Genomic DNA, 25652 nt, shown 5'->3' with positions numbered 1-25652 from the left:
GGCCGGCGGGGATCAAAGCGCCTTCAGCTTTTTCCAGGCGAACAGCACCATCCGCAGCAACAGCCAACCATGGGTGAAGCGGCTGATCTGCGTCTCGCCGTAGCTGCGGTCGGCGTAGCGGATCGGCACCTCGACAATCTCCAGATTCAGCTTCGAGGCGCCGAAAATCAGGTCGAAGTCACCGAACGGATCGAAGTCGCCGAAGTAATGGCGGTTGGCGACGATCTGGTCGTAATCGCGCCGCCAGAGCACCTTCGTGCCGCACAGCGTGTCGGTGAAGCGCGTGTTCAGCAGGAACGAGAAGATGCGGGCGAAAGCGCGGTTGGCGATCCAGTTCAGGAAGCGCATCGCCTCATCGGCCATCGGATAGACCAGCCGGGTGCCGTTGATGAACTCCCCCTGCCCGGACGCGATGGCGCGGTAGAATTTCGGCATGCTTTCCGGCGGCACGGTCAGGTCGGCGTCGAGGATCATCAGGATGTCGCCCCGCGCCGCGGCGAAACCGGCCCTCACCGCGTCACCCTTGCCCTTGCCCGGCTGCTTCATGACCTTGATGTCCCAGTCCGGATAAGCGGCCTGGACGCGCAGACATTCCTCGTAGGTGTTGTCCTGGCTGTTGCCCTCGACGTAGATCACCTCGAGATCCGGGCAGAAGCGCGGCATGCGCCGGATGGCGTTCTCGATGTTGCCGCGCTCGTTGCGGCAGGGGATCAGCACGGTGCAGGACGGCTGTCGCTCCGGCGCCCGGGCGACCGGACGGCCCACGACGTAGTTGCGCAGGCAGAGCTTCCGGACTCCCGGCAACGGGGCGATGCTGCGGTTGATGAGCGTGCCGAGACCGAGCAGCCGACGCGGCACGAGCTGCCGCCACTCGCGCTTCACCGGCTGCCAGCCGGCCAGGGTCAGCAGGCCGGCGATGTCGGCGCTGGACAGCCAGTTCATCTGCCCCTGCGGCATCTTCAGGCCGAACCGTTCGGCGGCGGCCAGGACCGGCTCCCACAGGCGGGAATGGTAGCTGACGATGATGCGCGTCTGCGGCGTGGCGAAGCGATGGAGCTGGCGCAGCGTCTCCTCGATGTCGTCGAGGAAGCCGACGGTGTCGGACAGCAGGATGACGTCGAAGTGCCCTTCGATCTCCGCCAGGACGGCGGGGTCCTCCGCGTTGCCGATGTGGAATTCCAGCCCCGGATGACGCTCCCGCGCCCGTTCGATCATCGCCGGGCTGAGGTCGATGCCCACCCCGCGTGACGGCTCCAGGAAGGACAGCGTGTCGCCGGTGCCGCAGCCGATCTCCAGGACCGACGCGTTCTCCGGAATGAGGAAACGCAGATAGGCGCGGTCGGCCTCATGGAAGGCCCGGTTGCGCTCGACCCAGCGGTCGCGCTCGGGAGCAAGGCTGTCGAACAGCATCCGCACGCTCTTCTGGCGGGGCGACAGGGAACCTGCGTCACCGGCTCGGGTGGGCGCACCGGCTGCAGCGTCTTCGAAACTCTCAACAGTCATAAATAAGGTCCGTGACAACGTGTTCGGAAGCAACCGGGCCTCCGCCGAACAGGGCAAGCCAAGCGCGGCAGCCGGCAAAGGCCGGTGGTCCGGACGACAGTCCAACGGGCGGGCGTCACAGTGATACCGAACCCGGCAAAATGCAACCGAGGTGTGGAAGCGCTTACCAGAGGACACAAGCCGGTGTTTGTCACCAAGCGGCGGCCCCGCGGACCTCCGGGACGGCGGCGGATGGCGGTGGCCTGCCGTCGTGATTGCCTCCCGCCGCCCTGGAACATGGACCCCAGGATGTTGGAAGTCCGGTCATCGCTGCCGGAGGGTCGGTTTCCAGACGGTGAGAATTCTCACCGTTATGCCCAGAGGGGAACAACGGTGAGAATTCTCACCGTCGGCCGTCACTCCGGATCGCCGTCCAAGATAGCGTCGATGCTGCTGCGCAACGCGCGCAGAACCTCGCGGTCCACGCCGTCCAGCCGCTTCGGCTTTTCCTGGAACGCCTGCAGGGCGTCCCGTGTCCGCAGGATGTTGCGGGACACGCGCAGGCTGAAGGCGCTCAGCACGGCCTCCGGCTCATCCTCCCGGCGGGGCGGCCGCGCGCCCGGCGCGGCGCCATCCCCGGCCCGGGGCGGGGCGGCGGCGGGCAGGGGATCGTTGACCAGCGTGTCCCACAGGCGAAGCTGCGCCCCCGGATCGTCGAGGGCGGCGACCTGGTACAGCTTGTAGCGCGCGAGCTTCCTGGGGGCGGTTTCATACCGCTCGCGCACCGCAGCGGACACTTTCGTCAGGGCGATGGTCCGGGTGATCTCGGCACGGTCGCGTCCCATGATCTGGCCGAGATCGGCGTGGGAGTAGCCGTGTTTCTCCACCAGGGCCACGAAGGCGTCCGCTTCTTCGAACGGTGTCAGCTCGGCGCGCAGCACGTTTTCCACCACCGCCACCTCGGCGGTGTCGATGCCGTCCGGCACCAGGATGCAGGGGACCGTCTGCTGGCCGAGGGCGCGGACCGCGCGCAGGCGCCGCTCCCCGAAGACGAGCTGGAAGCGGCTCGGCCCCAGCTCCCGCACCCCGATCGGCTGCTGCAGGCCGTGCTTGCGGATGGAATCGGTCAGCGCGGCGAGGTCCGCCTCGTCGAAGCGGCGGCGCGGCTGGTCGGGATTGGCCTCGATCCACTCCACGTCGGGGTAGACGAGCCTCACGCCCTGCTCCGGTTCCGCGAAGACGGCGAGCGCGCCGCGGCTCATGGCGTTCAGCCGGGCGAGGTTTCCGGTTCCGAGCTTACGCGACATGGGCCACCTCCACACGCTTGTGCCGTTCCGCGGCGATGGCGTCGGCAAGCGCCCGGTAGGAGGACGCCCCCGGCGCGTCGGGCACCGCCTCCAGGGCGGCGCGTCCGGCAAGGGCGGCGTCGCCATAGATGGTCGCCCGCGGCACCGGCGGGAAGATGCGCAGCGTGCCACCCAGCGCGCTGTGAAGCTGCTCCAGGGTCACCTGGTGCTGGTTCAGGCGGGCGTTGTGCATGGTCGGCAGGATGCCCAGGACGGCGAGGCTGGGATGGCAGCGCCGCTTCAACTTGTTGATCGTCTTCAGCAGATGGTTCACGCCGATGGAGGACAGATACTCGGTCTGGCAGGGGATCACGATGACGTCCGACGCGACCAGGCCGTTGGCCGTGCACTGGCCCAGGTTCGGCGGGCAGTCGATGAAGATGAAATCGTAGGCGGCCCGCGCGTCCTGCAGCCGCTCCCGCAGGGCCATCGGGCCGCTGGGGTCGGCGGTCAGTTCCACCTCGACCGACGCCAGCTCGATGCTCGACGGGGCGATCTCCAGCCCGATGTCGCCCACCGGAACCACGATGTCCTCGACGGCGACCTCTTCGCGCAGCACATGGGCGAGCGACTTGCGCCGGCCCTCCTCGTACTCGATCAGGTCGATGCCGAGATGCGCCGTGGCGTTGGCCTGCGGGTCGGCGTCGATGATCAGCACGCGGTAGCCCTCGCGCGCCAGGATGCTGGCGGTGTTGACCGTGCAGGTGGTCTTGCCGACCCCGCCCTTCTGGTTGGCGAGGCAGACGACCAGCGCCGGGCCGTGCTTGCCGTCCACCACCGTCGTCTCCTTCAGCAGGAAGCGGACCACCGCGTCGGGGATCTTCTCGCTGTTGCTTTCCCACCGGGAGATCTTGGAGCGGTCGTAGCGCCGTTCCAGCCGTTCGTTCAGCCAGGCCGCGAAATCCGGCTGTGAGAGTTTGCGCTCCTCCCGCAGGAGCCTCATGTCTTCGCCACGCACGTCAACCTCCACAGCGAATGCGCTTGCCGTGTTCAACCGATACGACGGAGCCCCGAATTGGTCAAGGTTGACGGTCACTCCTGTTGCATCAACAGCCGGCATCAACAGGAAAAAGCCGGCCCGGGGGAGAGCGTCCCCCGGGCCGGCGCGTTTGGAACCGCCTCGCCTTACAGATTGCCTCGCCTTACAGATTGATAAAGGCGACGTAGTTCTGGCCGTCCACCGAACCGGTGGTCATGCTCATCGCGCCCACGGCCTTGCCGGTGAAGGTCATGCTGGCGTCGATGGTGCCGTTGCCGTCGATGTCGCAGTGGACCGTGGCGCCCTTGTAGCCCTCGGCACCGCCCATCTCTTCCCAGGACAGCTTGGAGACACCCTCCTGATACCCCCACAGGGTGGACCACTCGCCCTGCTCCAGATCGGTGACGGTGGACCAGGTCGTCGCGCCGCCGCGGCCATCGACGAAGAAGGTGTCCTTGCCCGAGCCGCCGATCAGCCAGTTGGAGCCGGCACCGCCGTCCAGCACGTCGTCGCCCGCCCCGCCCCAGGCCGCATCGTCGCCGCCCAGCAGGTTGAGGAAATCGTTGCCGTCGGAACCGCCCAGCACCTCGCCGCGGTCGTCGCCCAGGAAGCTCCACTGCAGACCCGAGAACGGACCGTCGTAGGCGTAGGCCTTCACGTCCTCCGTCACGCCGTCCACCGTGCGCTGCATCGACGCGAAGGGACGGTCGTCCACCGGCGGCTCGGTGCCGGTCGGCGGGGTGGTGGTCGGCGGTTCGGTCGTCGGAGGCGTGGTGGTCGGCGGCTCCGTCGTCGGGGGCGTCGTGGTGGGAGGTTCGGTGGTCGGGGGCTCCGTGGTCGGCGGCGTGGTGGGGGCGTCCACCAGCGTGACGGTGCTTCCGCTGACCTGGAACTGACCGGCGGTGAAGCTGCCGGCGAAGCGCAGGGTGACGTCGGCACCCGCCGTGGCATCGGTGCCGATGTGCAGCAGGGTGACGCCGTCCACCGTCTCCGCCTGGACCTGCCCGGCGGTGAGCTGGCTGCCGTTGCCGGCGGTGGCGGTCCCGGACATCGCCGTGCCGGTGACGGTGAAGGCGTCGCCCACCATGGCGCCGGTGATGCCGCTGGTGAAACCGTTGGCCTGGGCCATGGTCATCGTCACCGCGTGGCGGACGCTGCCGACCAGGTCGAGATTTTCCACGCTGGTCAGGGTCATGCCGGAGAGGTCGATCTGCGGCGTCGCCGTGGTGATCTTGCCTTCCGGATCGGTCACGTCGTCGGAGCTGATGCGCAGCGTGTCGGTGCCGGTGCCGCCGTCGTAGGAGACCGTGCCGGCGTCGCCCTGGGCGGCGATGATGAAGGTGTCGTTGCCGGCCCCGCCCTGGATGACGTCGGCCTCGTCCATGGTGCCGTGTTCACCGCTGTAGAAGACGTCGTCGCCGTCGCCGCCGATCATGGTGTCGGCGTCCCAGTCGCCGATCAGCGTGTCGTTGCCGGCACCGCCCATGAGGCTGTCCTTGCCGCCACCGCCGACCAGCAGGTCATCGCCGTCGTCGCCGTAGAGCATGTCGTCGTCGGCGCGCCCGAAGATCTGGTCGTTGCCGGCGCCGCCATGGACGGTGTCGTTGCCGTTGCCGCTCTCCAGCGTGTCGTTCCCGGCGCCGCCGGTCACCGAATCGGCGCCGTCATGGGCCCAGAACCACACGGGGTCGTTGCCGGCCACCATGGTGTCGTCGAAGTTGCTGCCGACCCAGCGCTCGATGTCGATGAAGGTGTCGCCCGCGGCGTCACCCGTGCTGTTCCCCGGAGTCAGCAGGTCGAGCACGAGGCCCGTGGTGGCGGTCTCGTAGGACGCCTCGTCGAAACCGGTACCGCCATTCAGCACGTCGGCACCGGCCCCGCCGATCAGCGTGTCGTTGCCGCCACCGCCGATCAGCGTGTCGTTGCCGGCGCCGCCCTCGATGACGTCGGGCTCATCGTCGCTGGTCAGCAGGTCGGGACCCGCCGTCGTGGTGCCGGTGACGGCCAGCACATGGGACCAGCCTTCGGTGCCCGCGAAGGGGGAGGGGGTGACGACGGGCGCGGTGCTGCGGTCGAGCGTCCAGGACGCGCCCAGCGCATCCGGGCCGACCGGCCCCGACGAGGCGGCGACCACCGCACCGGTGGCGGCGGCCAGACGGTCGAGCAGGAGGCGGCCCGCCTCGCCCGCACCGGCGTGGCAGGCGTGGATGTGGATCTCGGTGCCGCGCGCGTCCGGCCAGGAGCGGTCGAGCAGCGACCCGGCGTCCAGCGGGCTGGAGCCGATCAGGACCCGCCCCGGCTCGCCATGGGCGACCAGATGCAGGATGGACGGACGGGCGGCGAGAGCGGCAGCCAGCACGGCATGGCCATCGTCGGCGGCGGAGACGAGTGTGACCTGGACGTCGGAACGGCGGCGGCTGAGCAGCCCGTCGAGATCCTCAAGTCCAGCGTCCGCGATGATGACTTCGGTCAAGGGAGACTCTCCGTGGATTTTGTTGTGATCGCTGGGGCGCCCGGTCGCATCGTTCACGGATACGGGGTAGCGCGACACCCATTCACATGCGCCTTCGGAGAGGCATCCTGCAATTGCCCAAGAAGAAATAACACATCGTCATCACGGGAACTTAATTAGTGCGTTATCTTACTTGATAACGGAAAACTCTTTACTCATATGATCGGTCAAAGTCCTATGAGAACTGAATATAAACTTTCCCCATCAAGGGGTGATTGAGGAAAATATGGCGACCGCGCCCTGAAATTTCGGGGCAGGCCTTGCCCAAAAGGGCTAACCTTATTCGTCCTGACAACCGAACCGGGCCGCCAGAGCAGGCCGCAGGGCGCAAAAAAGCCGGCCCGGAGCGGACTCCGGGCCGGCGCTTTGCGGGCCGTTTCAGATCACGGCGTTTTGAACCGCGTGATCCGCGGTCACAGGTTGATGAACGCGATGTAGCTCTGGTCACCCACCGAGCCGGTGGTCATGCTCATCGCACCCACCGACTTGCCGGTGAAGGTCATGCTGGCGTCGATGGTGCCGTTGCCGTCGATGTCGCAGCGGACCGTGGCGCCCTTGTAGCCCTCGGCACCGCCCATCTCCTCCCAGGACAGCTTGGAGACGCCCTCCTTGTAGCCCCACAGGGTGGACCACTCGCCCTGCTCCAGATCGGTGACGGTGGACCAGGTGATCTGGCCGCCGCGGGCGTCGACGAAGAAGGTGTCCTTACCCGCACCGCCGATCAGCCAGTTGGAGCCGGCACCGCCGTCCAGCACGTCGTCGCCGCCGCCGCCCGCCGCCGCGTCGTCACCGCCCAGCAGGTTGAGGAAGTCGTTGCCGTCGGAGCCGCCCAGCACCTCGCCGCGGTCGTCGCCCAGGAAGCTCCACTGCAGGCCAGAGACCGGACCGTCGTAGGCGTAGGCCTTCACGTCCTCCGTCACGCCCCCCACCGTGCGCTGCATCGGCGCGAAAGGACGGTTGTCCACCGGCGGCTCGGTACCGGTCGGCGGGGTGGTGGTCGGCGGTTCGGTCGTCGGAGGAGTCGTGGTCGGCGGCTCCGTGCTCGGCGTCGAGGGCGTCCCGCTCAGGGTGATCCCGCTGCCGCTGACCTGGAACTGGTCCGCCGTGAAGCCCCCGGCGAAGCGCAGGGTGACGTCGGCGCCCGCCGTGGCGTCGGTGCCGATGTGCAGCAGGGTGACGCCGTTCACCGTCTCCGCCTGGACCTGCCCGGCGGTGAGCTGGCTGCCGTTGCCGGCGGTGACCGTCCCGGACAGCGCCGTGCCGGTGATGGTGAAGACGTCGCCGCCGGTGGCGCCAGTGATGCCGCTGGTGAAGCCGTTGGCCTGGGCCATGGTCATCGTCACCGTGTGGCGGACGCTGCCGACCAGTTCCAGCCTCTCCACGCTGGTCAGGGTCATCCCGGAGATGTCGATCTGTGGCGTCGCCGTGGTGATCTTGTTTTCCGGATCGGCGACGTTGTCGGAGCTGATGCGCAGCGTGTCGGTGCCGTCGCCGCCGTCGTAGGAGACCGTGCCGGCGTCGCTCTGCGCGGCGATGATGAAGGTGTCGTTGCCGGCCCCGCCCTGGATGATGTCGGCCTCGGGCAGCGGATCGTGCGCGCCGCTGTAGAAGACGTCGTCGCCGTCGCCGCCGATCATGGTGTCGACGCCCCAGTCGCCGATCAGCGTGTCGTTGCCGGTGCCGCCGTCGAGCATGTCGTTGCCGCCGCCGCCGGCCAGCAGGTCGTTGCCGGCCTCGCCGTACAGCATGTCGTCGTCGGCCCGACCGAAGGCCCGGTCGTCGCCGCCGCCGCCGTAGATCGTGTCGTTGCCGATGCCGCTTTCCATCGTGTCGTTGCCGGCGCCGCCGATCTCGAGATCGTTGCCGCCATGGCCCCAGAACCAGACGCCGTTGTCGTTGCCGATCAGCTGGTCGTCGAACTCGCTGCCGATCCAGCGCTCGATGTTGGTGAAGGTGTCGCCCGCGGCGTCGCCCGTGCTGTTCGCCGGGTTGCGCAGGTCCAGGATGATCCCTGCGGTCGAGTTCGCGTAGGTGACCTCGTCGAAGCCGTCGCCGCCGTCGAACACGTCGGCACCGGCGCCGCCCTCCATGGTGTCGTGCCCGATGCCGCCGATCAGCGTGTCGTTGCCGTCGCCACCGTACATCAGGTCGTTGCCCTGGCCGCCGTCCATGCTGTCGTCGCCGGCGCCGCCGTACATGGTGTCGGCGTCGCCCTCGCCGAACAGGGTGTCGTTGCCGGCGCCGCCGTCGAGCATGTCGTTGCCCCAGCCGCCGTAGATCAGATCGTTGCCGTCCTCGCCATAGAGCACGTCGTTGTCGGCGCGGCTGTAGATCTGGTCGTCACCGGCGCCGCCATAGACGGTGTCGTTGCCGTCGCCGCTCTCCATCGTGTCGTTGCCGGCCCCGCCGATCTCCACGTCGTCGCCCGCATGGCCCCAGAACCACACGGGGTCGTTTCCGGCCACCATCGTGTCGGCGAAGTTGGAGCCGATCCAGCGCTCGATGCCGGTGAAGGTGTCGCCCGCGGCATCGCCGGTGCTGTTCGCCGGGTTGCCGATGTCGATGACCATGCCGGCGGTGGCGTTCTCGTAGGTGACGACGTCGAAGCCGTCGCCGCCATCGAACACATCGGCCCCGGCGCCGCCGTCCATCGTGTCGTGCCCGATGCCGCCGATCAGCGTGTCGTTGCCGCCGTTGCCGATCAGGATGTCGTTGCCGGCCCCGCCGTTGATGTTGTCCGCCGCGTCATCGCTGGTCAGCGTATCGTTGCCGTCGGTCGGCGTGCCGGTCACGGCCAGCTCATGGGCCCAGCCGCGCGCACCGGCTCCCTCGACCCCGGCGAAGGGGGAGGGGGTGAAGACCGGCGCGGTGTGCACGTCGAGCTTCCAGGACGCGCCGCGCTCCGCCGGGCCGACCGGCCCCGAGGACGCGGCGACCGTGGCGCCCGTGGCGGCGGTCAAACGGTCGAGCAACAGGCGGCCCGCCTCGCCCGCACCGGCATGGCAGGCGTGGATGTGGATCTCGGTGCCGCGCGCGTCCGGCCAGGAACGGTCGAGCAGCGACCGCGCGTCCAGCGGGCTGGAGCCGATCAGCACCCGCCCCGGCTCGCCATGGGCGACGAGATGCAGGACGGACGGGCGCGCGGCGAGGGCCGCGGCCAGCACGGCATGGCCATCGTCGGTGGCGGAGACGAGCGTGACCTGAACGCCGGGACGGCGGTGGCTGAGCAGTCCGTCGAGATCCTCAAGGCCAGCGTCCGCGATGATGACTTCGGTCAAGGGAGACTCTCCGTGGATTTTGTTGTGATCGTTGGGATGCCAGATCGCCTCCTTCGCGGACATTGGGAAGGTGGCGACATCCTATGACATGAATTTTCATGGCGTATTCCTGCAATCCTCTAAGAAGAAATAATCCAAGCTCCTCCGTATTACCGTGACGCGCCAAAAGACAGGCACGGCCAAAGTGAGTTCGTCAGTCGCATATTTCTGATTTTATTGGAGACACCCAGATAATCCGGAACCTCCGGAAGAGGGGCGCGAGGGGCTAGCGCTCTTCCTACACCGCATTTTCGAAGGGAGAGGGGGCGCGGGCGCCCATCATGCGGATGCGTCCACCCCCCTTTCGCGTTACGCCCACCCTCCTTCGACGCTCCGGTCGTCGCACCGCCTTCCGACATGGGGGCAGCTTTGGGACAGGCGGAGCGGGGGGGGGGGTTCCCGTGCCGCTTTTCCCTGTCCGCGGAGGAAACGGCACGGCGCGGGGCGCTACGGCCTTGTGCGGCACAGCCCGTCTGGCGTTTCTATGGTCATGCGCGGTGAAGCAGGCGCAGCGGAGCGGAGAGGAACGCGATGGAGCGGGTGGACTGCGTCGTGGTGGGGGCCGGAGTGATCGGGCTGGCGGTCGCCCGGCGGCTGGCGCGCGCCGGCCGGGACGTGGTGATTCTGGAAGCCGCCGAGGCCATCGGCACGGGCACCAGTTCGCGCAATTCCGAGGTCATCCACGCCGGACTCTATTACCCCACGGGAAGCGTCCGGGCGCGGCTGTGCGTGGCCGGGCGCGACGCGCTGTACGCCTTCTGCGCCGCGCATGGCGTCGCGCACCAGCGCATCGGCAAGCTGATCGTCGCCACCGAGGAAGCCCAGCTGCCTCGCTTGGCGGCCATCCAGGCGCAGGCCGCGGCCAACGGGGTAAACGATCTGCGCGCGCTTTCCGCCGCCGAGGCGGCCGCGCTGGAACCGAACCTGCGCTGCGTCGGCGCCCTGCTGTCGCCCTCCACCGGCATCATCGACAGCCACGGGCTGATGCTGGCCCTTCAGGGCGACGCGGAGGACTCCGGCGCCATGCTCGCCTTGCGGAGCCCGCTGGAGCGCGGCCACCGCACCGCCGACGGCTTCGAACTGGCGGTCGGCGGTGCGGAGCCGGTGCGCATCGCCTGCACCACCCTGGTCAACGCCGCCGGGCTGGGCGCCTGGACCGTGGCACGGAGCCTGGAGGGGTTTCCCGCGGATCGGATCCCCCCGCGCGTTCTGGCCAAAGGCAACTATTACGCCCTGACCCGGGGGCGCTCCCCCTTTTCACGGCTGGTCTACCCGGTCCCGGTGGAGGGCGGCCTGGGCGTCCACCTGACGCTCGACCTCGCCGGACAGGCCCGCTTCGGCCCCGACGTGGAATGGCTGGTGCCGGAGGATTACGACCGCATCGACTACGCGGTGGATCCTCGGCGCGCCGAGAGCTTCTACGGCGAGGTCCGGCGCTACTGGCCGGGCCTGCCCGACGGCGCCCTCGTGCCGGCCTACGCCGGTGTCCGTCCGAAGCTGGGCGGCCCCGGCCAGCCGCAGGCCGATTTCCTGATCCTGGGGCCGGAAGCGCACGGCATCCCCGGCCTCGTCACCCTGTTCGGCATCGAATCACCGGGTCTGACCTCCTGCCTCGCCATCGCCGACGAGGTGGCGGCGCGGCTGGCCTGAGACTCGTGGGCGGCCATGGGCAACAGGACGCGGATGCGTTACCCCGCCCCCTGCGCGGTCCCCTTGCGGGCGAAGCTGAAATGCTTGTGGCCGATGTAGCTTGAGAACACCGGGACGACGACGCCGATCAGATGCGCCACGTCCTCGGGATGGAAGGTGAAGCCGACGGCAGGGAACAGATATTCGGCGAGCCCGACCGAAATCAGCCAGACCTGGGCGGCCGCCACCATGTTGACCAAGGCGAAGCGCCCATACTCGTCGGCCCAACTCCGGCCGGAACTCTGGAAGACGAACAGGCGCGACAGGAGCCAGGCCGTGGTCATGCCGCACAGGTAGGCGACAACGACCGCCCAGCGGTAGCTCATCGTCGACATCAGGAGATAGCGGGACACCACGTTCACACCGGCGGCGATGCCGCCGGTCACCAGGAAGCGGACGAATTGGCTTTCCCGCAGCCGCCGGATCACGACACACGCTCCGCCATCTCCTTGGCGATGCGCACGCTCTCGGCGATGCCGCGGTCCTCCGGATAGTAGGAGGAGGTGTCGGCGATCTGCAGCCCGCCGATCGGCGTGACCACCGGCGGCACCATGTCCAGGAAGCCCGGCGGGCAGACCGGCTGGGCATATTTCAGCCGACCGACCGCCGAGGCCGCAAGGTCGGCATCGCCCAGGTCGGGGTTGACCATCTTCAGGTAGCCGAAGGACTCGTCGATGAAGGCTTGGTCCGGCTGGGCGAACTTCGCATTGTCCTGCGGCATGTAGTAGGGCACGAAGACCACATGGTCCTTGCCCAGCGGCCGCAGGTTCGAGAATTCGATGATGCCGGGAATCGCCATCCGGTCGTCGTTGGTGTTGAGCCAGAAGTTGCGGGTGACCGGCTTCTTCAGCTTGTGGACGACGCAGACGACGCCGATGTTGCGCAGGGCGGCGTAGCGCTCCTTCAACGCGCCGGGCAGGCCCGGGATCATCGCGGGAATCAGCGGCATCGGCACCGTGCTGATGACGGCGCCGAAGGGCCGCCGCTCGCCGCCGGCGATGATGCCGGTGACCTTGCCGTCCTCCACCTGGATCTCGCTGGTCGGGCAGGACAGGTGGATGCGCCCGCCCATCGCCTCGATGCGCTCGACCAGCCGCCGGACCAGGGTTTCCGACCCGCCCTCGATGTAGCCCAGCTCTTCCTGGAACACGCTCCGGCGCGAGGTGCCGACGCGCTTGATGCGGGTCCAGATCCAGGCCGCCGAGATGTCGTGGCTGAGCTCGTAGAACTTCAGCGTGAACAGCTTCTCCCACAGCACCGTCCAGGCGCGCTCGCCGCCCCAGGCGCGCACCCAGTCGTCGGCGTGCACCCGGTCGAGCGGACGCCAGTCCGTCCGCTTGGTGGACAGGAACATCTGCGCGCCGTAGCGCAGCTTGGTGAGAAGATCCAGATGCGGGAAGCGCAGCAGCGACAGCGGATCGCCCCAGGGGTGCAGCCGGCCCTGGTAGAAATAACCCATATGGGTCGGCCGCCAGCGGACCGCGTCGGCGATCCCCAGCTCCTCCATCAGCGCGAAGGTCGGCGCATCCGCCTTGCACAGGAAATGGTAGAAGCGCTCGATCGACAGGCCGTCGAAATCGAAATGCGCCGCCATTCCGCCCGGACGGTCGTCGGCCTCGAACACCTCCACCCGGTGCCCGGCCTTCAGAAGATGGTAGGCGGCGGCCAGCCCCATGGCGCCGGCGCCGATCACGGCCACATCGGTCATCGCGCAAACACTCCCTTGGATTGCAGTCCGCTTCAGAATTCGAGGACCACGTCGGCGTATTCGCCGGGACCGTAGGTCTTGCGCACCGCCTCTTCGAAGGGAGTCGGCGGGACCTTGAAGATGTCCCACCAGGGGATCAGCTCGAAATCGTCGGGCGTCGACAGCGCCTTCAGCTGCTTCGTCGTGAAGGGCGGATTCTTGTCGACCACCGCGTAGGTCTTCAGCAGAAGCCAGAACAGGCCGTAGGGGATGGTCAGGACCCTCGCCCGGGCGCCGGTCGTGCGCTTGATGGTGCGGATGATGTCGATGTAGTCGATCTTCTCGCGCCCGGTGATGTTGTAGGCGCCGCCGTTCGGCCGCGTCTGCAGGCAGGACAGGATGATCCGGCAGAAGTCCATGACGTAGAGCGGCTGGCGCATGTAGCGCCCGTGGCCGGGGATCGGGAACACCGGCATCCGCTTCATGAAGCGCGACAGCCATCCCAGATGCTTGCGGTCGAACCAGCCGAACATCAGCGTCGGGCGGAGCACGCAGTGGGCGATCCCGCTCTCCACCACCAGCTTCTCCTGCGCCTTCTTCGTCTCGGTGTACCAGTCGCGCGCCAGGGAGTTGACCACCGAGGAGCTGATGTGCGCGATGTAGGGCACCTCGTGCCGGCGGCAGGCGGCGAGCGCCCGCTCCGTCGAGACGATGTTGTTGCGGTTGAACTCCGCCTCGATCTCGCCGCCGATCTGGGCCTGCAGCATGACCACCGCCGCGGCCCCCGCGACGCAGTCCTCCCACGGGCCGGCCTCGGCCATGTCGGCCTCGATCAGCGTCACGTCGGGGTGCAGCCGGCGCAGGATGGCGCTGTTGGCGGGATGCTTGTCCACCACCACGAGGTTGGTGAAGCCCTGCTCCTTCAGCAGCACCACGAGATTCTGGCCGACCAGGCCGGCGCCGCCGAACAGGACCAGCTTGTCGTCCGGCTTCACGAGGGAGGTGTTCGGCACGCTGTTGGACATGGTGGAGGTGGCCCTCAAAGCCGAGTTCGTTGGAAGATCGCATCCGGCACGTGGCGGATGACCAGCATGATCCAGCGCCAGAACCACGGGGTGTAGAGCACCGCCGGGCCGCGGTTCAAGGCCTTATGGATGTCGCGCGCCACGCGGTCGGGCGTGGCCCACAGGGGGCCGCCCTTGGGCAGGGCGGCGGTCATCGGGGTGTCGACGAACCCGGGCTCGACCAGGGTCACCGCGACGCCCTTCGGCCCCATGCGGTGGCGCAGCCCTTCGACGAAGACGCGCAGGCCGCCCTTCGCGCTGCCGTAGACGTAGTTGCTCTGCCGCCCGCGGTCGCCGGCCACCGAGCCGATGACGGCGATGGCCCCGCGGTGCTGGACCTCCATCGCGTTGGCGAGGTGGGTGAGGATCGAGGCGGGGCTGAGGAAATTGCCGGCGATCTCCGACAGGGCCAGGGCGGAATCGGCCTCGCAGGCCCGCTGGTCCGACAGCGTGCCGTGGGCGATCAGGGCGGCGTCGATGCCGCCCAGGCTGGCCCAGGCGCGCTCCACCAGGCCCTTGTGCAGCGCCGGGTCGGCGAGGTCGGCCACGGCCGTCTCCACCGCCTCGGCCCCGCGGGCCTGCAGGTCGCGGCGCACCGCCTCCAGCTTCTCGGGGTTGCGGCCGACCAGGAACAACCGGGCGCCTTCGGCCGCGAAGAGACGCGCGGTGGCCTCGGCGATGGCCGAGGTCGCGCCGAAGATCAGGACACGCTTCATGATGTGGGTTCTTCCTTGTTCGCTCCCGATCCGGCCGCCGCGCCATCGACCCGCCGCCAGAAGCCGGAGGAGAAGCGTGGGTCGACGTGCCGCGCGAATTCGTCCAGCCGCGGGTAGCCGCGCCGGAAGGCGCCGGACGAGACGGCCCCGTCCTTGGCCGGGTAGACACGCCCGCCCGCCTCGCCGGCGATGCGCTCCAGGCGGTCGAGCAGGCTGTGCGTGCGCGGCCCGTTGTTGGGCAGGTCGAGCGCCAGCGTCGCTCCCGGCATGGGGAAGGACATCAGGCCGGGCGAGGGCCGGCCGCCCAGCGTCTTGAGCACCGCCAGGAAGGAGGCCTCTCCCGCGGCGGCGATGGTGCGCATCAGCTCGCGCACGGCGTCCCGCGCCGTCGCCTTGGGAACGGCGCACTGGAATTGGTAGAAGCCGCGCCGGCCGTACATGCGGTTCCACTGGCCGATCGCGTCGAGCGGGTAGAACACCGGATCCCAGGGCAGGACGCGCGCGACCGGCCGCGGCGGCGCCTTGCGCCAGTAGAGCGCGTTGAAGGCAGAGACGGACAGGTGGTTGAGCGCGAGGTTGGGCAGCTCGACCGGCATGGAGAAGCGCGGCTCGAAGGCCGCCGCCCTGGCCGGGCTGCCCGCCGGGCCGTCCGCGGTGTGGCGGGACCGCGAGAAGATGCCGCGGCCGAGCTGGGGGCCGCGCGCCAGGCAATCGATCCAGGCGACCGTGTACTCCCAGTCGGCGACCGACTCCTCCGCCAGATCATGGAAGGCGTCCAGATCGCTGTAGCGGATGTCCTCGCTCTCCAGCCACGGCCCCGGCACCGGCTTCAGCTGGATGCGCGCCGACAGGATCACCCCGGTCAGGCCGATCCCGCCGATGGTCGCGGCGAACAGCGCCGCGTTCTCGTCGGGCGCGCAACGGAGCAGGGCGCCGTCGGAACGCAGCAGTTCCAGCGACAGCACATGGTTGCCGAAGCACCCCGCGCTGTGGTGGTTCTTGCCGTGCACGTCGTTGGCGATGGCGCCGCCGACGGTGACGAACTTGGTCCCCGGGGTGACCGGCAGGAACCAGGAGCGCCCCGGCCGGTTGCGCCGGTCGAGCAGGCGCAGGATGTCGGCCAGGGTGACGCCGGCCTCGCACTCCAGGACGCCGGTGTCGGGATCGAAGGCGACGAAGCGGTCGAGCCCGCGCATGTCGATCAGGCAATGGCCGGGATTGAGGCCGCTGTCCCCGTAGGAACGCCCCATGCCGCAGGCAAGCAGCGTCTCGCCCGGCGGGAGCGCCGTCAGGGCGGCGGCGGCCTCCGCCCGGCCGCCCGGCCGCGCCACCCGGTGCGGGGCGCGGACGATGCGTCCCCATGACAGGGGACCGCTGCTGTCGCGGAAGGGGCCGTGGGAAGGGGAGGGGGGCATCGCGGTCTCAGACGGCTCACGCAAAGTTGGCCAGCAGGATGGACACCGCGCACAGGGCGCCCAGGCACAGCGACAGGCGGTCCTTGACGGCGAAGAGCACGGGGTCGTCGTGCATCTCGCCGCGTCCGGCCAGCAGCCACGCGCGGCCCAGCCAGTAGCCGAGAATCCCGCAGATCAGCCACAGCCATTCCGGTGTGCTGTAATGCGACATCGGCGACTGCGCGTCGGTCAGGAAGATGAAGAAGATCAGGGTGGAGCAGAAGCCGCTCGCCGCCCCCATGCTCATCAGCCACGGCGCATCGCCGGTCCGGTAGCCGCGCCCGGGAATCGCCTGGACACCCTGTTCCTTCATCACCAGGCATTCGCTGTAGCGCTTGATGCAGGCGAGGCTGAGGAAGAAGAACATCGAGAAGGCCAGCAGCCACGGCGACATCGCGGTCCCCACCGCGGCGATGCCGGCCACGATGCGCAAGGTGAAGAGCAGCGCCAGCACCAGCATGTCGAGGATCGGCTTGCGCTTCAGCCACAGCGAGTAGGCCAGCGTGATGACGAGGTAGGCTCCGGCCGCAGCGGCGAAGGCGGAGGGCAGCGGCAGCAGAAGCGCGCCCACCACCACCGCGATGACGGGAATGGCGAGCAGCCCATGCAGCGTCGGCAGTTCGCCCGAGGCCAACGGACGGTTGCGCTTCGACCGGTGCTGGCGATCCGCCGCCAGATCCAGCAGATCGTTGACCAGATAGGAGCCGGACGCGAGCAGCCCGAACACCACGAAGGCGAGCAGGACCAGAGCCACGTCATGCAGGCTGAAGATGCGCCCGGACAGCAGGAGCGGGACGAACAGCAGGGTGTTCTTGGCCCACTGATGCAGGCGCAGCGCCCGCATCCAGGTCTTCAGGCCCGCCCGCGGAACGTCGAAGGCCGTCGCGACCGTCACCGACGGCGACAGGAGACGGCCCAGCGCCGCGGTGCGCCCGACCAGAACGGCCGAGCGGCAACGCTCCCAGATGACGATGTCGTGCTTGCCGTCCCCCGCATAGGTGAAGCGCGGGCCGAACAGCCGCTCGATGGCGACGAGCTTGGCGGAACCGGCGAGGTTGGTCGTGCCGTCGCTGCCGGCCACCACATCGAACAGGCCCGCGCAGCGCGCGGCGACGCTCTGGACGAGCCGTTCGTCGGAGGCCGAGATCAGGGCAAGCCGGCGGCCCTTCCTGCGCTCTTCCCAAAGCCACGCCAGAAGCTCCTCGTGGATGGGCAGGCTGGCGATGTCGGGCTGCACCCGGCGCGCGATCTCGCGCTTCATCACCGCCTTGCCGGCGAGGAGCCAGAAGGGCAGCAGGAAAACGCACCATGGACGGTGCCGCAGAAGCAGGATGACGCTTTCGTAGAGAAGATCGGTGCGCAGGAGCGTGCCGTCGACGTCGACGACGAGCGGCGGAGCCTCCTCCTGCGGCGATCGGTGCGTATCCGCCATCTCACCGGCGTCGGAACGGGTGGACATCACCACAGACAGGGCCGTGATCCTTTTTGGAGCGCATTGGGAGAAAAGGGTGCGAAATCCCGGTGAAAGTCGCAAAAACAACCCGCGATGTCAAAGCGCCCCGCGTGACGGTTCGGAGTCATTCGTCCGACGGGTCCAGCCGGACGCGCCGGGCGGCGGCGGGAACGGCCGCCCGGATCACCGGGGCCTCGTCCTCCATCCGGCTGCGGTACAGCGCCTCGGCCTCGTCCGGCGCCATGCCGCGCCGCGCGTATTCGCGCAGGATGCGCCGGTGGCGGACCTCCTCGTCCGCTTCGACGGCCAGGGCGTGGACCCGCCGTCCGGTGCCGGACAGCGCTTCGGTCAGCGCGTCCGTCAGCGACAAGGCGGCCACGCCCTCCACCACCAGCACCGCGCCGGCGGGGATCTCCAGGACCTCGCGGTGGCGGGCCGGGCCGCGAGCCTTCTTGTCGTAGACGGGAACCTCCAGCCGCGTTCCGCCGGGAGTCGCCACGCGCCCGGCCAAGGCGGCGGTCACCGCGGTGAGCTCGGCCATGTCGTGCCGGCCGAGAACCCCGTCCTGCCGCTCCGCCGCCGGCCGCAGCCAGCGGTCCGTGGCGACCACCGCCGCGCCGAGGCCGCGGGCGCGCAGGCTCTCCGCCAAGCCGGCCGCCAAGGTGCTCTTGCCGCCCCGGGCCAGCCCGCCCACGACGATGATGTCGCCCGCCGCGACGTCGGCGGTCAGCGCGTCGCACTGCGCCAGCAGGCGCGGGTGCCCGTCGAGGATGAAGTCCACCGCCGCCGGCAGGTCGGGGAACGCGTAGTCGGGAACCGCGCCGTGGCGGGCGTCCAGGCCGCCTTCCCCGGTTTCCACCAGAACGGCGCGCAGGCCGGCGCGGCGGGCGGTCATCATGTCCACGGTGGTGTCGCCGACCATCCAGGAGCGCGCTGGATCGACGTTCAGTTCGGCGACGGCGCGCTCGATCATGCCGGTGGCGGGCTTGCGGCAGTCGCAGGCGATCTTCAGTTCCGGCACCTCGCCCGGGAAGCCCCGGTCGGGGTGGTGCGGGCAATGATAGATGCGGTCGAGATAGGCGCCGTCCCGGCCCAGCAGGGTTTCCATCTTGTTGTGGATGGCGGTCAGGCCGGCGGCGTCGCAGTCGCCGCGCGCCAGCACCGGCTGGTTGGTCACCACGATGGCGCGGTAGTCGGAGCGGTTGAGCCGGCGGATCGCCGGGCCGACGCCGGGCAGCAGCTCGAAGCGGTCCGGGCTGGCGATGTGGCCGCCGTCGAGGTTGATGGTGCCGTCGCGGTCGAGGAACACCGCCGCCTGCGGCACGGACAGGCTGGCCCGCGCGATGCGGCCGGAGGTGAGGTCGCCGCACACCTTGTCCAGCCGGGCCGGGGTGCCGCAATCCTTGATGTATTCCGGGCTGTTGTAGGCCTGCAGCGTCAACCCGCGCTCCAGCATCGCCGGGAACAGGTCCTTGCCGAAGTCCAGCATGCCGGGCGTGCCCCGCCACGGCTCCAGCGCGGCGCGCCGCACGCAGTAGAGCGCGGCGTTGACCAGGTTCGGGTAATGGCGGTCGGGATCGTGGGGGTAGGGGTGGAAGGCGGCGATGCGCCCGTCCTCCTCCGCCTCCACCAGATCGGAATCGTGGGGATGGTCGTTGGGGTGGACGAACAGCGTCGCCGCCGCGTCGGGCCGGGCGCGGTGGAAGGCCACGAAGCGGTCGAGGTCGACCTCCAGCATGGTGTCGCCGTAGATGACCAGAAACTCGTCGGCCAGACGGTCCAGGATCGCCAGCGTCGCTCCGGCGGTGCCGCGCGGCTCGCCGTCGTCGATGCAGGCGATGTTCAGGCCCCAGTTGTCGCGGCGGGCGCAGAAATCGACGATGTGCTCCGCCGCGTGGTTGACCAGGATCAGGATGTCGTCGATGCCGTGCTGCTTGGCCAGCAGGATCTGCCGCTCCAGCAGCGGCATGCCGACGATGTCGATCAGCGGCTTGGGCAGGCCGCCCAGACGCTCGCGCAAGCGGGTTCCCTTGCCCCCCGCCAGAATGACGGCCTGCCGCATGATCTCCACTCCTTCCTGAGAACGCCTGGACTTAAAAGGACTGCTCGACGATCTGGCGCACCGCCAGCCGCATGGCGGCCTGGGAATCCAGACGGGGCGCCCAGCCCAGCGTCCGCAGCTTCTCGGTGGAGTAGGCGAACTTCGGCACGTCGCCGACCCAGCCGCGGTTGCCCTCGCCGAACTTGATGCGGGCCTGCGGGGCGGCCACCGCCACCACCTCCTCGGCGATGGAGCGCACGGTCACGCCATCGTCCTCCGGGCCGATGTTGTAGAAGGCCAGCTTCTCCGGCGCCTTGTCGCGGATGAAGATCATCGCGTCGATCAGATCGTCGCAGTGCAGATAGGCCTTCTGCTGGGTGCCGTCGCCGAACACCTCCAGCTGGTCCGGGGTGGCGCGCAGCTTGTGCACGAAGTCGTAGATCACGCCGTGGGTGGCGGGGATGCCGATGACGTTGGGGAAGCGGAACAGCAGGGCGCGGTCCAGCCAGCTTTCCACCGCGGCGCTGATGGCGACCTCGGAGGCCAGCTTCATGGCGCCGTAGTTCGAGATGGGCAGCAGCGGCCCCATGTCCTCGCGGATGCGCTCGCCCTTGAAGTCGCCATAAATGGCCGAGCTGGATGCGAAGGCCAGCGTCTTGATGCCCAGCGCCTTCATCACCTCCAGCGTGTTGAAGGTGGTCATGAAGGTGTCGCGCAGGTCGACGTTGGCGTCGGCGATGCCGGCCGGAATGTCCGAGTTGGCGGCCATGTGCCAGACCTCGGTCACCGGATCGGCGGCGTGGACGCGGGCGAGCGCCGCGCGGTAGGCGGAGAGGTCGGACAGGTCCAGCCGCTCGAAGGCGAACAGCGGGTTGCCGACCAGCCCGTCGAGGTTGCTTTCCACCCCCCGGCACAGATTGTCGAAGCCGACCACCCGGTGCCCTTCCGCCACCAGCCGGCGGGCGATGTTGGAACCGATGAAACCCGCGACGCCGGTGATGAAAATCGTCATGGCGAACCTTTATCCGGTTGGTTTGGAAAGAATCAGGACACTGTTTCCAGGGCGGTCCCGCCGGCGACCCCGCCGGCCATCCCGTCGTTCGGAACGACGTCGAGATTGACGGCCTGGCGCAGCACCTCGGCGTAGCCCACGACCATCTCGGCAAACCCCGGCTGGCCGTCCAGCACCGCACGGCTCTTGGAGGCGAGCCGACGGCGCAGCGCCCCGTTCTCCACCAGCCGGGCGGTCAGGGCGGCCAGGGCCCCGGCGTCGCCCGCCGGGTAGAACAGGGCGTTCACGTCCTCGCGCACCAGCTCGGGGATGCCGAACACCGGGGTGGTGATGATGGGCAGGCCACAGGCCATCGCCTCCACGATCACCCGCGGCGCGCTTTCGATGAGCGAGGTGCACACCGAGATGTCGGCGGCGGCGTAATACAGGAACGGATCGTCCACCGGCCCGGTGACCACCACGCGGTCGGCCACCGCCGCCGGCAGGCGGGCGATCTCCGCGGCGATGGCCTCGCCGTAGTCCGCTTCCCCGACCCGGCCGACCAGATACACGCGCAGCCGCTTCTGCACCGCCTCGGGCAGCTGGGCGAAGGCCTTCACCATGTCGATCTGGCCTTTGCGGTGGCAGACGGTGCCGACGATCTCGATCACCAGCTCGTCATCGCCGACCTCGAGCCGGGCACGGGCGTCGGCGTGACCCCAGCGGGAGACCTCCTCGGCCAGGCGCTGCGGCGGGATGCCGTGGCGGATGACCTGGAAGGTGCGGCGGCTGTCCAGAGCCCGCCAGCTGCGGCGCGTGGCCTCGGCCACGTAGAGCACCCGGTAGGCCTGCGCGAAGGCGCCGTAGGCGGCGGTGCGGAGCGCCGGCGGCAGATGGTCGAAATAGGTCTCCCACGGCTCGCTCTCGTGCTGGCACCACAGCGCGGGCAGCCCGGCGCGGGACGCGGCGGTGACCGCCCAGAAGGTCTGGAGCGTGTTGGCCACCACGACCTCCGCCCCGACCTCCTTCAGCCAGGCGGCGAGCGCGTCGTGCGCCCGCGCCAGGGTGGCGGCGTCGTGCACGCCCTGCAGCGGCTGGCGGGGCAGGATGTGGACGGCGATTCCCGCCGCCTCGTAGATGGCGCGCAGCGGGCCGTCGATCGGCGACAGCACATGGGCGGACACCGCCCCCCGCTCGACCAGCCCGATGGTCAGGTCCATCAGCGTGGCCGGAGCGCCCTCGTGGTTGAGGTTGTGGGTCACCATCACGGCCCGCACCGGTCCGGTCCGCCGGGTCTGCGGGCGCACCGTCGCGGGTTCGAAGCGCTCGTTCTCCAGCGACAGGTTCGGGTTGTACCAGCGGTCGTGCCAGTCGCCGTACAGGCGGCGGAAGTTCACCCGCTCCTGCGGGTCGTCCCGGAAGCCGCGCGACTTGCCCTCGAAGTGGAACAGCTCGGCGGTGGAGCAGTAGACGCAGGTCCGGTTCGCGCGCACCACCCGGTAGCTGTAGTCGACGTCGTTGTAGGCGACGGCGAAGTTCACCTCGTCGAAGCCTCCCAGCTCCTCGAACAGGGCGCGCGGGGTCAGCATGCAGGCGGCGGTGACGCCGGAATATTCCCGCGCCGTGCGCACGAAGCCCATGTAGCCCCAGTCGTGGGGCGGGTTGTTGCGGAAGGCGTGGCCGACCAGCCCCTCGTGATAGCCGTGGACGATGCCGGCGTGCTGGATGGTGCCGTCCTCGAAATACAGCCGCGCCCCCACCGCGCCGACACCCGGCATGCGGGCGTAGCCCATCATCTGCCCGAGCCAGCCCGGCGTGATGACCTTGGTGTCGTTGTTGAGGAACAGCACGTAGTCGGCCGTGCAGCGCCGCACCGCCTCGTTGTTGAGGTTGGCGAAGCTGAAGCGGCCGCCCGGGCTCGGGATGCGCTCCACGCGCACCCGCGGGTTGGCCCGCAGGGAGTCCAGATAGGCGATGGCGGCCGGATCGTCGCTCTCGTTGTCGACCACCAGCACGTCGTAGTCGCGGTAGGTGGTCTGCTCCAGGGACTCCAGGCAGGTCTTCAGGTAGCCGGTCTGGTTCTTGGTCGGGATGACGATGGTCACCGACGGGCCATGGTCGGGGAAGCGGATCTCGAACATGCCGCAGCGGGCGGCGGCGGCCCAGTCGGGATGGGTCACCCGGACGTCGGCGACGCCGCGCCGCGCCATCGCCTCCTCCACCGCGCGGCGGCCGGCCTCGATGCTGGCCGGCTTGCCGTCGGCCGACACGGCGGTCGATCCGGGCGCCGCGCGCCAGTGGTAGAGGATCTTGGGCACATGCCCGACGTGGCGGGCCCGCTCGGTGGCGCGCAGGGCGAAGTCGTAGTCCTGCGAGCCGTCGAACGGCTTGCGGAAGCCGCCCAGCTCCTGGAACAGCGAGCGGCGGACACTGAAGACGTGGCCGAAATACATGAAGGACAGCAGCAGCACCGGCGACCAGTCCGGCTTGAACTGCGGGGCGTAGCGCCGCCCCTCCATGTCGATCTTGTCGTCGTCGCTGTAGACGATGTCGGCGTCGGGGTGGTCGGCGTAATAGAGCGCCAGCTCCGCCAGGCAATCCGGGGTGATCAGGTCGTCGTGGTCGAGGAAGGCGACGATCTCCCCGCCCGCCATGGCCACGGCGGCGTTGGTCGCGGCGCTGATGCCGCCGTTCGCCGGCAGCCGGGTCACCTTGATGCGCGGGTCGCGGGCCGCCGCGGCCTCCAGCATCGGCGCCACATGAGGCGACGGGCTGCAGTCGTCGGCCAGACACAGCTCCCAGTTCTCGTAGACCTGGGCCAGCACCGAGTCCACCAGCTCCCCGAACAGGGCGGGGTCGGTGTTGTAGACGGGGGTGACCAGCGAGATCGTCGGCGTCCGCCCGGCCCGTTCGGCCAGGGCGGCGCGCAGTTCGGCGACGTCGGCCCGGCTCAGCCGGTTGACCGACATCCACGCCTCGTAAGGGGCCAGCGGCTCCGGGGCCTGCCAGACGTCCGTCCCGGCGGCCGGCTTGGGCGCACGGCCCTCGGCCTTCCCCGAGGCGAGGTAATGGAGCAGCGGGTTCACCCCGGTCCGCGCCACGTCGGGATTGCAGGCGAGGTACCAGTCGGTGTCGAAGCCGGGACCGGGATCGCGCCCCTCCGCCGCTCCGGTCTGCAGGTAATGGATCAGCGGATTGCAGCCCGCCGCCCGCACGTCGGGGTAACGGCCGAGATACCAGGCGGTGTCGAACAGCGGGTTCGGGTTGCGGCCCTCGGCCGCCCCGGACGTCGCGTAGTGCGCCCAGGGATCGGTGCCGGCGGCGCGCACGTCGGGATTGCGCTCCAGATACCAGGCGCGGTCGAACAGCGCGCCCGGATCGACCTCCGGAACGCCGTTCGGCCGGAGCTTGCCGATCAGACGGCGCAAGGCGCTGCGCGGTCCATGCCGACGCAGGTGGCCCACGGCGGCGGCGAGGCGTCCGGGAATCGCCTCCGGCCGGCTGGCCAGGGCCCGGGCGACGCGCAGGGCGGCCCGGGCGGCGAGGCAGCCCTTGCCCTTCAGCCTCCGGGCACGCGCCGTTCCCCAGCGCAGGCCGGCGGTCAGACGCCAGGAGGAGGAGGCATGGACGGCCGCCAACCGGGCCTCCAAGTCCCGGATGCGGCCGTTCAGGCGGTCGACCTCCGGGTACAGCAGGCCCAGCCGGCCGTCGCGTTCCTCCACCATGCCGGCCAGGCGATGAGCCTCCTCCTCATGGCCGGCCCGCATCCCGTCCATCGCCGCCTGCAGGCGCTCGATCTCCGCGTACAGCTCGCCCAGCCGCCGGTCGCGCGTCACGATCTCGTCGCTGAGGGCGCGCTGCTCCGCCTGGTGGGCGGACGCGGTGTCGGCGATTCCCTGGTTCAGGCGATCGACCTCGGCGTAGAGGGCGCCGAGACGGCCGTCGCGCTCCACCACCATGTCGCTGAAGCGCCGGATCTCCGCCGCCCGCTCGTCCAGCAGGCGGGCGCGCTCCTGCGACCACAGCCGGTCGAACAGGCCGGCCCCCAGCCGGGCGAAGAAACGCCGCACCGTGGCCAGCCGCTCGGGCGACGGCGCGACCTCCTCGATCAGCCAACGCAGGCCGTCCGGCATCGGCTCGCTGCCGACATAGGCGACGCCCAGGCCGTTGGAATGGTCGAAAGCGAAGGTGGGATAGCGGGCCGTCACCTCCTCCCACAGCTTCCAGACGCCGAAATCCCGTTCGCGCACGTTGATGTCGTGGAACAGCACCAGACCGCGCGTGCTCATCGTCGGCAGCCAGCTGTCGAAGTCGTGCTTGACCGCGTCGTAGGTGTGCAGGCCGTCGATGTGCAGCAGGTCGACGGAGCCTTCGGAGAAGTAGGTCAGAGCCTGGTCGAAGGTCATGCGCAGCAGGCGCGACATCCCGCCATAGAGCCGGTCGTGGTCGGCGGCGAGCGCGTTGTGGATCTCGTCGCCGTAATAGCCCGCCTGCGGGTCGCCTTCCCAGGTGTCGACGGCGTAGGCCTTGAGCGGCAGGTCGCAGGCGACCGCCGCCTGAAGGAAGGCGCAGTAGGAATTGCCGGTGTGAGTGCCCAGCTCGACCAGGCAGCCGGGCCGCACCTGCTCGATCACCCAGAAGGCGAAGGGGATATGGCCGACCCAGGGCGGCGGCCAGACCAGCCGCTGGGGTTCGGCGCAGACCACCGCGGACCGGAGGAGATGGGCGATGTCGTCGTTCAGGCTTGCCGGCATGACGGGCTTTTCCGTTGATAAGGCGGTGTCGGCGCGGGATCGTGACGGCGCGGCGGATGGATCAGGCCTTGTCGGGCGCTCCGCACGGCGCCTGCATGAATCCTGGTGGCGTTGGGGCGGCGGCGTGCTCGCTCAATCTTGCGCCTTGTCTCCGAACCGCTCTTTTG

The 25652-nt window shown here is 69.4% G+C and carries 15 protein-coding genes; 1 reads left to right on the top strand and 14 read right to left on the bottom strand.

Translation table 11 applies throughout. From position 1 onward, the window contains the following. Positions 1-12 precede the first annotated feature (12 nt). The 5 genes from ACWPN5_RS31550 to ACWPN5_RS31530 form a co-directional block, all read right to left on the bottom strand. Positions 13-1410: a glycosyltransferase gene (locus ACWPN5_RS31550; RefSeq protein ID WP_247888479.1), complete on the bottom strand. Its 1398-nt coding sequence runs from the start codon at positions 1408-1410 to the stop codon at positions 13-15. Between the two features lie 488 nt (positions 1411-1898). Further along, the gene (locus tag ACWPN5_RS31545) at positions 1899-2789 is read right to left on the bottom strand and encodes a ParB/RepB/Spo0J family partition protein (protein WP_145689751.1); all 891 of its coding nucleotides are present in this window, start codon (positions 2787-2789) and stop codon (positions 1899-1901) included. After that, on the bottom strand, positions 2779-3771 hold the full coding sequence (locus ACWPN5_RS31540) for an AAA family ATPase (protein WP_145689752.1): 993 nt from the start codon (positions 3769-3771) through the stop codon (positions 2779-2781). The genes ACWPN5_RS31545 and ACWPN5_RS31540 overlap by 11 nt, the downstream gene beginning before the upstream one ends. A 199-nt stretch (positions 3772-3970) precedes the next feature. Continuing rightward, positions 3971-6280, bottom strand: a complete 2310-nt coding sequence (locus ACWPN5_RS31535) for a DUF4347 domain-containing protein (protein ID WP_492299511.1) — start codon at positions 6278-6280, stop codon at positions 3971-3973. A 452-nt stretch (positions 6281-6732) separates the two neighbouring features. Beyond that, positions 6733-9597: a DUF4347 domain-containing protein gene (locus ACWPN5_RS31530; protein ID WP_492299509.1), complete on the bottom strand. Its 2865-nt coding sequence runs from the start codon at positions 9595-9597 to the stop codon at positions 6733-6735. 570 nt (positions 9598-10167) lie between these two features. On the opposite strand from ACWPN5_RS31530, the gene ACWPN5_RS31525 reads away from it, so the two are divergent. Next, on the top strand, positions 10168-11286 hold the full coding sequence (locus ACWPN5_RS31525; RefSeq protein WP_145689755.1) for an NAD(P)/FAD-dependent oxidoreductase: 1119 nt from the start codon (positions 10168-10170) through the stop codon (positions 11284-11286). 38 nt (positions 11287-11324) lie between these two features. Here the strand turns inward: ACWPN5_RS31525 and ACWPN5_RS31520 are convergent, their stop codons facing one another. From ACWPN5_RS31520 to ACWPN5_RS31480, 9 genes are all read right to left on the bottom strand, one after another. Next, positions 11325-11753, bottom strand: coding sequence for a GtrA family protein (locus ACWPN5_RS31520; RefSeq protein ID WP_247888481.1), 429 nt, complete (start codon positions 11751-11753; stop codon positions 11325-11327). Further along, the gene (locus ACWPN5_RS31515; RefSeq protein ID WP_145689756.1) at positions 11750-13033 is read right to left on the bottom strand and encodes an NAD(P)/FAD-dependent oxidoreductase; all 1284 of its coding nucleotides are present in this window, start codon (positions 13031-13033) and stop codon (positions 11750-11752) included. Before ACWPN5_RS31515 ends, ACWPN5_RS31520 begins: the two co-directional genes overlap by 4 nt. 32 nt (positions 13034-13065) lie before the next feature. Further along, positions 13066-14037: an NAD-dependent epimerase/dehydratase family protein gene (locus ACWPN5_RS31510; protein ID WP_145689757.1), complete on the bottom strand. Its 972-nt coding sequence runs from the start codon at positions 14035-14037 to the stop codon at positions 13066-13068. 14 nt (positions 14038-14051) lie between these two features. Continuing rightward, on the bottom strand, positions 14052-14792 hold the full coding sequence (locus ACWPN5_RS31505; protein ID WP_492299507.1) for an SDR family oxidoreductase: 741 nt from the start codon (positions 14790-14792) through the stop codon (positions 14052-14054). Next, on the bottom strand, positions 14789-16207 hold the full coding sequence (locus ACWPN5_RS31500) for an FAD-binding oxidoreductase (protein WP_145689759.1): 1419 nt from the start codon (positions 16205-16207) through the stop codon (positions 14789-14791). The genes ACWPN5_RS31505 and ACWPN5_RS31500 overlap by 4 nt, the downstream gene beginning before the upstream one ends. 16 nt (positions 16208-16223) lie before the next feature. Further along, entirely contained in the window at positions 16224-17705 is a 1482-nt protein-coding gene (locus ACWPN5_RS31495) for a UbiA family prenyltransferase (protein WP_145689760.1), read from the bottom strand. A gap of 118 nt (positions 17706-17823) precedes the next feature. Beyond that, positions 17824-19761: an HAD-IIIA family hydrolase gene (locus ACWPN5_RS31490; protein WP_145689761.1), complete on the bottom strand. Its 1938-nt coding sequence runs from the start codon at positions 19759-19761 to the stop codon at positions 17824-17826. A 31-nt stretch (positions 19762-19792) separates the two neighbouring features. Further along, positions 19793-20752: an NAD-dependent epimerase/dehydratase family protein gene (locus tag ACWPN5_RS31485; RefSeq protein WP_492299504.1), complete on the bottom strand. Its 960-nt coding sequence runs from the start codon at positions 20750-20752 to the stop codon at positions 19793-19795. Positions 20753-20784: 32 nt separating this feature from the next. Beyond that, positions 20785-25485, bottom strand: coding sequence for a glycosyltransferase (locus ACWPN5_RS31480; protein ID WP_492299502.1), 4701 nt, complete (start codon positions 25483-25485; stop codon positions 20785-20787). Positions 25486-25652: the final 167 nt, after the last annotated feature.

Source organism: Azospirillum sp. UENF 211521, from assembly GCF_058780535.1.
This window is presented reverse-complemented; position numbering and strand designations above follow the sequence as displayed.

Excerpts from the sequence above, each read along its gene's own strand:
- ACWPN5_RS31545 (WP_145689751.1), bottom strand. The coding sequence starts at position 2,789 with ATGTCGCGTAAGCTCGGAACCGGAAACCTCGCCCGGCTGAACGCCATG.
- ACWPN5_RS31495 (WP_145689760.1), bottom strand. The coding sequence starts at position 17,705 with ATGTCCACCCGTTCCGACGCCGGTGAGATGGCGGATACGCACCGATCG.
- ACWPN5_RS31525 (WP_145689755.1), top strand. The coding sequence starts at position 10,168 with ATGGAGCGGGTGGACTGCGTCGTGGTGGGGGCCGGAGTGATCGGGCTG.
- ACWPN5_RS31480 (WP_492299502.1), bottom strand. The coding sequence starts at position 25,485 with ATGCCGGCAAGCCTGAACGACGACATCGCCCATCTCCTCCGGTCCGCG.
- ACWPN5_RS31505 (WP_492299507.1), bottom strand. The coding sequence starts at position 14,792 with ATGAAGCGTGTCCTGATCTTCGGCGCGACCTCGGCCATCGCCGAGGCC.
- ACWPN5_RS31500 (WP_145689759.1), bottom strand. The coding sequence starts at position 16,207 with ATGCCCCCCTCCCCTTCCCACGGCCCCTTCCGCGACAGCAGCGGTCCC.
- ACWPN5_RS31485 (WP_492299504.1), bottom strand. The coding sequence starts at position 20,752 with ATGACGATTTTCATCACCGGCGTCGCGGGTTTCATCGGTTCCAACATC.
- ACWPN5_RS31550 (WP_247888479.1), bottom strand. The coding sequence starts at position 1,410 with ATGCTGTTCGACAGCCTTGCTCCCGAGCGCGACCGCTGGGTCGAGCGC.
- ACWPN5_RS31515 (WP_145689756.1), bottom strand. The coding sequence starts at position 13,033 with ATGACCGATGTGGCCGTGATCGGCGCCGGCGCCATGGGGCTGGCCGCC.
- ACWPN5_RS31490 (WP_145689761.1), bottom strand. The coding sequence starts at position 19,761 with ATGCGGCAGGCCGTCATTCTGGCGGGGGGCAAGGGAACCCGCTTGCGC.
- ACWPN5_RS31540 (WP_145689752.1), bottom strand. The coding sequence starts at position 3,771 with ATGAGGCTCCTGCGGGAGGAGCGCAAACTCTCACAGCCGGATTTCGCG.
- ACWPN5_RS31510 (WP_145689757.1), bottom strand. The coding sequence starts at position 14,037 with ATGTCCAACAGCGTGCCGAACACCTCCCTCGTGAAGCCGGACGACAAG.